This is a genomic window from Burkholderia sp. 9779_493 (genome assembly GCF_015712215.1).
Taxonomy (GTDB): domain Bacteria; phylum Pseudomonadota; class Gammaproteobacteria; order Burkholderiales; family Burkholderiaceae; genus Burkholderia; species Burkholderia cenocepacia.
Window position 1 is genome coordinate 37034 of the sequence record NZ_JACCQA010000046.1, and the last position, 6125, is coordinate 43158.

Here is a 6125-nt window from a genome sequence, read left to right on the forward strand (position 1 = left end):
CCGCGCGGCTCGCGCCCGATGGATCACGCGACCGAGTAGCCGCCGTCGGCCACCAGCGCGTGCCCCGACACATAGCTGGAATCGTCCGACGCGAGGAACGCGACGACCGTCGCCATCTCGTTGGCCGACGCCCAGCGGCCGGCCGGCGTCGATTCGGCGAAGGCGAGCCGTGCGTCCTCCGACGGCCAGATGCCGCGATGATGGAACGGCGTATCGATCAGCCCCGGGCACAGCGCGTTGACGCGCACGCCCCGTTTGAACCATTCGATCGACGCCGTCTTCGTCATCCCGATCACCGCGTGCTTGCTCGCGATATACACCGACGCGTTCTCGAAGCCGATGACGCCGCCCATCGACGCATTGTTGATGATGCTGCCCTTGCCCTGACGCAGCATGATTTCAGCGGCGAACCTCATTGAATTGAAGACCCCGCGCACGTTCGGCTCGAATACGCGGTCGTAGCTTTCCGCGTCCTGCTCGAGCATCGGTGCGAACACGCCTTCCGTGCCCGCATTGTTGAACGCGATGTCGAGGCGTCCGTGGGTCGACTCCGTGAAATCGAACAACTGGCGGAGCTCGGCTTCGTTCGCGACATCCGCGGCAAAGGCTGTTGCGTTGCCGCCGGCGGTCGCGATCTCGTCGACCAGCCGATCGAGCTCGGCCTTGCGCCGGGCGGACACGACGACCTTCGCGCCGCGGCGCGCGAGTTCGAGCGCCGACGCGCGGCCGATGCCGGAACTGGCGCCCGTCACCAGCGCGATGCGGCCTTCGAGTGGGGCGGCGTGCTTGCTTGCGTTCATGATGCGTTTCTCCGTGGTGGTTGACCCGTTGCGTCGAAGCGACGTCTGATGCGCATTGTGGTCGCTCGGCGGCGACAAAAAAATGGAACAATGGCGCATTTAGAATTCCTTTTTGAGGAATTAAAATCGCTTTTTCGCGAGCATCATAAAGGCTTCCCATGCTCAATCGCCTCGACATCCTGAAGATCTTTGCCGCGGCTGCCACCGCGCCGACGTTTCGCGAGGCGGCCGCGCGGCTCGGCGTGTCGCCGCAGGTCGTCACGCGCGCGGTGCGCGAGCTGGAGGAAATGCTCGGCGAAACGCTGTTTCACCGGACGACCCGCAGCATCCGGATCACCGCGTTCGGGCAGTCGTTCGCGCGCGAGGTGCAGGGCGCGCTGGCCGTCGTCGACGGGCTGTTCGGGCCGGCGACCGGTCAGCGCGACGAACCGGTCGGCGTCGTCCGGATCACCGCGCCGTCGGGCATGGGGCGGCACTACGTGCAGCCGATCCTCACCGGCCTCATGCAGCGGTATCCGGGGCTCGTGCCCGATCTGCGGCTGTCGGACGTGCCGTCGCCGGTGGTCGACGAGCAGATCGACATCGGCGTGCGCGTCGGCGCGATCGGCGACAACCGCTTCGTCGCGCGCATGGTCGGGCCGTTGCCGATGTGGGTGGTGGCCGCGCCGGCGCTGATCCGGCGGCTGGGCGAGCCGAAAAACCGCAAGGCGCTCGAAGCGATGCCGGTGACCTGCCTGATCGACCGCGCGAGCGGGCGCCCGTGGCCGTGGATGTTTCGCGGCGAACAGCAGTTCGTGCCGCCTTCGCCGGCTTACCTGACCGACGACACCGAGGTGGAGATCGAGGCCGTGTGCGCGGGCGTCGGGGTCGGCCAGTGCGCGGAGTATCTGGTGCGGCCGTACGTCAGGAAGGGGCGCCTCGTGCGGGTGTTGCCGAGCCTCGAACCCGAGCCGTGGAAGCTGCACGTCTATCGGCCGCGGCGCGGCCCGATGCCCAGGCGTATCCGGGTGGTGTACGACGAACTGGTGGCGAAGCTCGCGGACGCGACGTGGCGGGAGTAGGCGTGGTCGCCGCCGTGCCGTCGGCCGACACGCTGCGGCAGCGTCCTGGTGCCGACGCACCCGCATTCGATGATCGCAGTCGGCGAGTTCGGGCGACCGTGGATCGGCTCCTTCGGCGGCGTGGTCGGTGCGTTGTCGGCCGGGCTCGCGCGGCCAGCTTTGCAGTTGCATGAGCGGCGGGCGTGGCTTGGCGCCATCGCCAGCCACACGGCCCGCTATCGCGAACCGTCAATGCGACCCGTCGTACCCGATTCCCGCCGCATCGAGCTGCCTGAGCTTCGCATACAGTGTCGTGCGGGAAATGCCGAGCTGCCGCGCGGCCGCCGACACGTTGCCGTCGTGCTCGGCGAGCGTCCGCCGGATCGCGTCGAGCGACTGTTCGTGCAGGCTCGCCTGAGGGCCCGCGACCGATGCGGTGCGGCACACGTCGGCGGCGTCTTCCAGCACGTCGGCGTGGCGCGCCGTCGTCGCCCGGTCGAGCGGTGCACGCACGGTGCGCACCCATACATGGCTACCATCGTCGCGTGCGATCCGCTGCGGCGTGCGCGCCGGTGTCAGCAAGCGGCGCTGCTGCGCGGGCGTCGCGCCGGGAAACAGTTGCCGAAGATCGTACGGGGCCACCGGCCCGGCGGGCGCGAGGTCGAGCATCTGGCGCGCCAGGCGGCTCACCGCGCGCACGCGGCCCGCTTCGTCGAGCGCGATGACGCCGGCGAGCGGCGTGCCGAGCCAGCGCGCGTCATGCTGGACCTGCAGCAGATGGCAGTCACGCAACATCGCGTAGAGCCGCTGCTCGGCGGACAGCGCCGCGTGCCGGAACTGTTCGCGCAACTGCACGACGTTGCGCCGGCCGACGCCGGTGATGTCGAGCGCGCCGATCACTTCACCGTCGAAACCCACCAGCGGCACCGCGAGGCAGAACACCCGCGACAACTCGTGGAGATAATGCTGCGCGCCCGCGACGATGGCCTCGGCGCCGTCGTGGATCACGCAGCTCGGCGCGGTCGTGCCGACGTTCGGCTCGACGATCCGGCGTCCGGCGACGATCGGTGTCAGCAGCGCGTCGTCGCATTGCGGGCTGCGCCGCGCATGGACGATCGTGCCGTGCGGATTGACGCACATGATCGTCCATTCGGTGCCGCCGAATGCGGCCCACAGCGGCTCGATCTCCTGCGCGACGCAGCGGGCGAGCCGCCGGTCCGCGCGCGATTCGTCGCGCTCGCGCTGCATTTCATAGCGGGCGGTTTGCCAGGGCCGCAGCCCGGCGTCGCGCGAGCGCAGCCACGAGCGTGCGACGCTGGCCGGCAACGCCGTTTCCGGCAGCGGCTCGCCCGCGGCGAAGCGGGCGCGGAGCCGGTCGAGGTCGACCGGCCGTGCAGGGGATTCAGGGGCCATGTTCACGCTGCGCTCCATGTGAGGTCGAATGGTCGGGCCGGGCGTGCCGGCCCGGCGTGTCGCGCGAATGCGTAATATAGCCCGCTGCCCGAAGCCGGGCATTTTCGTGCCCGGCAAGGTCGCCCGCCGCGTGGCGCCGCCCGGCATCGGCGGACGGCCCGCGGCGCCCCGCGCCTAGTGCGGTAACCGCAGGATCGGCTTGAGCGTGATGCCTTTGCTGCTGTCCTCGGCGGCCTGGTTGATCTGCTCGAGCGAATAGAACTTCACCAGCCGGTCGAACGGAAACCGGCCCTGCAGGTGCAGTTGGACGAGCTGCGGAATGAACGTCTGTGGCACGCTGTCGCCTTCGACGATGCCGCGGATCGTGTGGCCGCCGAGCAGCAGGCTGTTCACGTCGAATTCGGCCCTGGTGCCGAGCTTTGGCGCGCCGACCACGCCCATCGTGCCGCGCGAGCCCAGCGCGTCGATTCCTTGCGACAGCACGGCCGGCAGCCCGGTCGATTCGAGCGCGTAGTCGACGCCGCCGCCGGTGATCTCGCGGATCGCGTCGACGACGTCGACTTCCCGGCTGTTGAGCGCGTGCGTCGCGCCGAGTTCGAGCGCCAGCGCGAGCCGCGACGGCACGATGTCGACGGCGATGATGGTGGTGGCGCCCGCGATGCGCGCGGCCATCACGGCGCTCATGCCGACCGCGCCCGCGCCGAAGCTCGCGAAGCTGCTGCCGGTGCGCACCGCGAGCGAATTGATCACCGCGCCCGCGCCGGTCTGGATCCCGCAGCCGAGCGGGCCGAGCAGCTCGAGCGGTGCTTCCTTCGGCACCTTGATCGCGTTGTTCTCGCGGGCGAGCGCGTAGCTCGCGAACGACGACTGCGCGAAGAAATGATCGTGCAGCGGTTGGCCGGATGCGTCACGAAGCGCGGTTTGCCCGTCGGCGTCGGCGCCGCCGAAGTTCAGCGCGAAGAACTGCCGGCAATACGCGCCGTGACCGCCGACGCACGACGTGCAGTGGCCGCACGCGCCGTAGGTCAGCACGACGTGGTCGCCCGCGGCGAGCGTCTTCACGTTCGGGCCGACCGCCTCGACCACGCCGGCGCCTTCGTGACCGAGCACGGCCGGCAGCGGCACCGGATAGTACTGGTCGCGCACGATCAGGTCGGTATGGCACAAGCCGGTCGCGACGACGCGCACCAGCACCTCGTCGCCGCGCGGCGCGCGGATCCGGGCGGATTCGATCGAGAACGGCGCGCCGGCGGTGCGCGCGACGGCCGCGGTGACGGCGCGTGTATCGTTGTCGGTGTACATGGTCGGTCTCCTCGTCAAATCGGATACGGCGGCGCTTCGCCCTTGATCGTCAGCCACTGCCACTGCGTGAATTCCTCCCAGTTTGCCGCACCGCCGATGCTCGAGCCATTGCCCGATGCGCCGACGCCGCCGAACGGGTTGATCACTTCGTCGTTGACCGTCTGGTCGTTGATGTGCAGCAGCCCCGTGTTCAAGCGCTCGCCGATCCGCAGCGCGCGGCCGACGTCGGCGGACAGGATCGCCATCGACAGCCCGTATTCGGTCCGGTTCGCGAGCGCGATCGCGTCCTCGTCGGTATCGAACGGCACGACGATCGCGACCGGCCCGAAGATTTCCTCGTCGAACGCCGGATTGCCCGGCGCGACGCCGCTCAGCACGGTCGGCTCGAAGAACAGGTCGCGATGATTGCCGCCCGTCTCGACGCGTGCGCCCGCGCGGCGGGCCGCGTCGACCACGCTCGCCGCATGGTCGCGTTGCGCGGCGTTGATCAGCGGGCCGAGGCCGACGTCGCCGGTGGCCGGGTCGCCGACGCGCAGGCTGCGCGCCTTCTCGACGAGCTTCGCGACGAAGCGGTCGTGAATCGCGCGCTGCACGAGCACGCGGCCGGTCGCCATGCAGATCTGGCCTTGATGCAGATACGCGCCCCATGCGGTGTTCGCGACCGCGCGGTCGAGGTCGGCATCGTCGAGCACGATCAGCGAATTCTTGCCGCCGAGTTCGAGCGACACCTTCTTCAGATGGCGGCCCGCCGCTTCGCCGACCTTGCGCCCGGCCGCGGTGGAGCCGGTGAACTGGATCATCGCGACGTGCGGATCGGCGACCAGTGCCGCGCCGGCCGCGCCGTCGCCGGGCAGCATGTGCAGCACGCCTTCGGGCAAGCCGGCAAGCTCGAACACGCGCGCGATCGCGACGCCGCCGCACACGGCGGTGCGCGGATCGGGCTTCAGCACGACCGCGTTGCCGAGTGCGAGCGCCGGCGCGACCGCGCGCATCGCGAGGTACAGCGGGAAGTTGAACGGCGAGATCACGCCGACCACGCCGCGCGGACGGCGGCGCGCGAGCGACAGGCGGCCGGCCGCGGACGGGAGCACTTCGCCGGCTGCGCGTGATGGCAGGCTGGCGGCTTCGTGCAGTGCCTTGATGGTGATGGAGGTTTCGAAGGACGCTTTTGCGCGGGTCGAGCCGCTTTCGCGCACGAGCCAGTCGACGATCGCGTCGGCGTGCGTTTCGGCGATGGCTGCGGCGCGGCGCAGGACGGCTGCGCGCTCGTCGTAGGGGAGGGCGAACCACGCGGGCTGGGTGCGGTGGGCGGTCGCTGATGCTTCGCCGATGGCTGCGGCGTCGGCGACGCCGATGCGGCCGAGCGCGTTGCCGGTTGCCGGTTCGATTACGTCGGCCGCGTGCGGGCTCGCGTGCCAGCTTCCGTTGAAGATCTTGCCGCGCCAGATGTCGGTGTCGAACAGTGCGGGGGTGTTGCTATCCATTTGCGCTCCTGGGGAAATTCGGATCGGCCGGATCGGCGTTGGTTGGCGTCGATCGGCATGCGCGCGAGGGTAGGCGGGGGCGGGGA

The 6125-nt window shown here is 69.9% G+C and carries 5 protein-coding genes; 1 reads left to right on the forward strand and 4 read right to left on the reverse strand.

The window, feature by feature from the left end; genetic code table 11:
* Window positions 1-23: 23 nt before the first annotated feature.
* Window positions 24-800, reverse strand: a complete 777-nt coding sequence (locus H0X95_RS31660; protein WP_043205919.1) for an SDR family NAD(P)-dependent oxidoreductase — start codon at window positions 798-800, stop codon at window positions 24-26.
* Window positions 801-958: 158 nt separating this feature from the next.
* Between H0X95_RS31660 and H0X95_RS31665 the strand changes: the two genes are divergently transcribed.
* Entirely contained in the window at window positions 959-1861 is a 903-nt protein-coding gene (locus tag H0X95_RS31665) for a LysR family transcriptional regulator (RefSeq protein ID WP_048987154.1), read from the forward strand.
* A 228-nt stretch (window positions 1862-2089) separates the two neighbouring features.
* Here the strand turns inward: H0X95_RS31665 and H0X95_RS31670 are convergent, their stop codons facing one another.
* The 3 genes from H0X95_RS31670 to H0X95_RS31680 form a co-directional block, all read right to left on the reverse strand.
* Window positions 2090-3253, reverse strand: a complete 1164-nt coding sequence (locus H0X95_RS31670; RefSeq protein ID WP_230204634.1) for a helix-turn-helix domain-containing protein — start codon at window positions 3251-3253, stop codon at window positions 2090-2092.
* Between the two features lie 174 nt (window positions 3254-3427).
* Window positions 3428-4555, reverse strand: a complete 1128-nt coding sequence (locus H0X95_RS31675) for an NAD(P)-dependent alcohol dehydrogenase (RefSeq protein WP_059722901.1) — start codon at window positions 4553-4555, stop codon at window positions 3428-3430.
* Window positions 4556-4569: 14 nt separating this feature from the next.
* Window positions 4570-6039, reverse strand: a complete 1470-nt coding sequence (locus H0X95_RS31680; protein WP_059722903.1) for a benzaldehyde dehydrogenase — start codon at window positions 6037-6039, stop codon at window positions 4570-4572.
* Window positions 6040-6125 lie beyond the last annotated feature (86 nt).

Coding starts and splice junctions, on each gene's coding strand:
- H0X95_RS31660 (WP_043205919.1), bottom strand. CDS start 800: ATGAACGCAAGCAAGCACGCCGCCCCACTCGAAGGCCGCATCGCGCTG.
- H0X95_RS31665 (WP_048987154.1), top strand. CDS start 959: ATGCTCAATCGCCTCGACATCCTGAAGATCTTTGCCGCGGCTGCCACC.
- H0X95_RS31670 (WP_230204634.1), bottom strand. CDS start 3,253: ATGGCCCCTGAATCCCCTGCACGGCCGGTCGACCTCGACCGGCTCCGC.
- H0X95_RS31675 (WP_059722901.1), bottom strand. CDS start 4,555: ATGTACACCGACAACGATACACGCGCCGTCACCGCGGCCGTCGCGCGC.
- H0X95_RS31680 (WP_059722903.1), bottom strand. CDS start 6,039: ATGGATAGCAACACCCCCGCACTGTTCGACACCGACATCTGGCGCGGC.